Genomic DNA, 1,572 nt, shown 5'->3' with positions numbered 1-1,572 from the left:
CGGGCGATGAGGTACTGGGCTACGTCTCTCGTGGTCGTGGCATTATTCTGCACCGTGAGGGCTGTCCCAATGTTGCGGCCTACGAGGCGGAGCGCCTGAGCCCGATTGACTGGCAACCCTCCCAGACCGAGCGCTTCGAGACGGGCATGATTATCGAGACCTTCGATCGCACGGGCCTCCTGCGCGATGTCACGGACTTCTTCTCGGAGAACAAGGTGTTTATCTTAGGCATCAATACTCGCTCGGACCGCGCCAAAGGCATTGCCGTCTTGCGCCTAGACTTTGAAGCCCCCTCCGCGGAGTACGTCGAAGCCCTCGTACGCAAGCTCCACTCCCTCGAAGACCTGCTCGTTGTCCACCGTCTGGGTGTCGGCGCTGAAGATCCCAAGCCGGTCGAGCGTAGCTAGATTAGGAGGGTACAATAACGGCAATGCTTCCTCTTGTAATCCTTCGTGGCACACCGCTTGAGCAAGGCCGTCAGCATGGCACTCAGCTCAAAGTGCGTATCGCGGCCAATATTGCTGTCTACTTTGATCGTTTCTTGCGCGAGACGCTACTGGAGCGCGAGCAAGTACACGAAATCGCGGCGCAGTACGCAACGCATATTGAGCGCCAGAGCCCGGCGTATTTTTCGAATATGCAGGGCGTCGCGGAGGGCGGCGGGTTTGAGTTTCTGGATATTGTCGCGCTGAACGTGCGCTACGAGATTCTCTACTACCAGTTTGGCAAGATGGCGATGGAGCGCGAGGCGCAGGCTGATGGCTGCACGCTCTTTGCTCTGCTTCCCGAGGCGACCACGGAGGGGCACTTGATTATCGGGCAGAACTGGGACTGGATTCCCGAAGTGCAGGGTGCGGTTCTGCACACGCACGAGCCCGATGGTCTGCAGACACTTGCTTTCACGGAGTCCGGGATTGTGGGGGCAAAGCTTGGCTTCAACTCCGAGGGAATCGGGCTGGCGATCAATGGAATCACCACTACCGACGACGACTGGACGCGCTTTAACAAGCCCGCCCACGTGCGCTTTTATGAGATTCTGCGCCAGCGCGACTTCAACGATGCCGTCTCAGTGATTACAAGCGAACCGCGCGCCTGCTCGACCAACTTTCTGATCGCGCAGCCGCCGGGCTTTGTGCTGGATATAGAGGCCGCGCCGGACACTGAGGGATTTCTCTCGCCTGTGGACGGCATTCTGACCCACGCCAATCACTTTGTCAATCCCGAAGCGCTCGGCCTCACCGAGCCGCCTAATCCCCGCCGCATCTACTCGCGTCGCCGCGAAGACCGCCTGGCAGAGCTGCTCTTAGCTGCCAAACCCACGATACTTGAAAAGATCCAGACGGCACTCCGCGATACGCAAGGCGACCCTTTTGGGCTCTGCCGCCACCGAAATCTAGCCGAACCCCCGGAGCAACACTATGTCACCGTTACCAGCGCGATTATGGATCTCGATACAAAGACGCTTCACCTCACCGACGGCCCGCCTGACCAGAGCGACTACCAGACGTTTTCTCTTTAATCGCTCCCATGAACGGGAGCGTCTTATTGTCGCTTCGCGACACGAAGGCCACT

General features: G+C 58.8%; 2 protein-coding genes. Both read left to right on the top strand.

What is annotated here, in order from left to right; all coding sequences use genetic code 11:
• Positions 1-407, top strand: a 407-nt coding sequence (locus ACH2EH_RS12625) for an ACT domain-containing protein (RefSeq protein WP_395142171.1), incomplete at its 5' end; no start/stop codon positions are given.
• 23 nt (positions 408-430) lie between these two features.
• Positions 431-1,519: a C45 family autoproteolytic acyltransferase/hydolase gene (locus ACH2EH_RS12620; protein ID WP_395142168.1), complete on the top strand. Its 1,089-nt coding sequence runs from the start codon at positions 431-433 to the stop codon at positions 1,517-1,519.
• The last annotated feature ends 53 nt before the right edge of the window (positions 1,520-1,572 follow it).

This window comes from Armatimonas sp. (assembly GCF_043760365.1).
Classification (GTDB): domain Bacteria; phylum Armatimonadota; class Armatimonadia; order Armatimonadales; family Armatimonadaceae; genus Armatimonas.
This window is presented reverse-complemented; position numbering and strand designations above follow the sequence as displayed.

Excerpts from the sequence above, each read along its gene's own strand:
- ACH2EH_RS12620 (WP_395142168.1), top strand. The coding sequence starts at position 431 with ATGCTTCCTCTTGTAATCCTTCGTGGCACACCGCTTGAGCAAGGCCGT.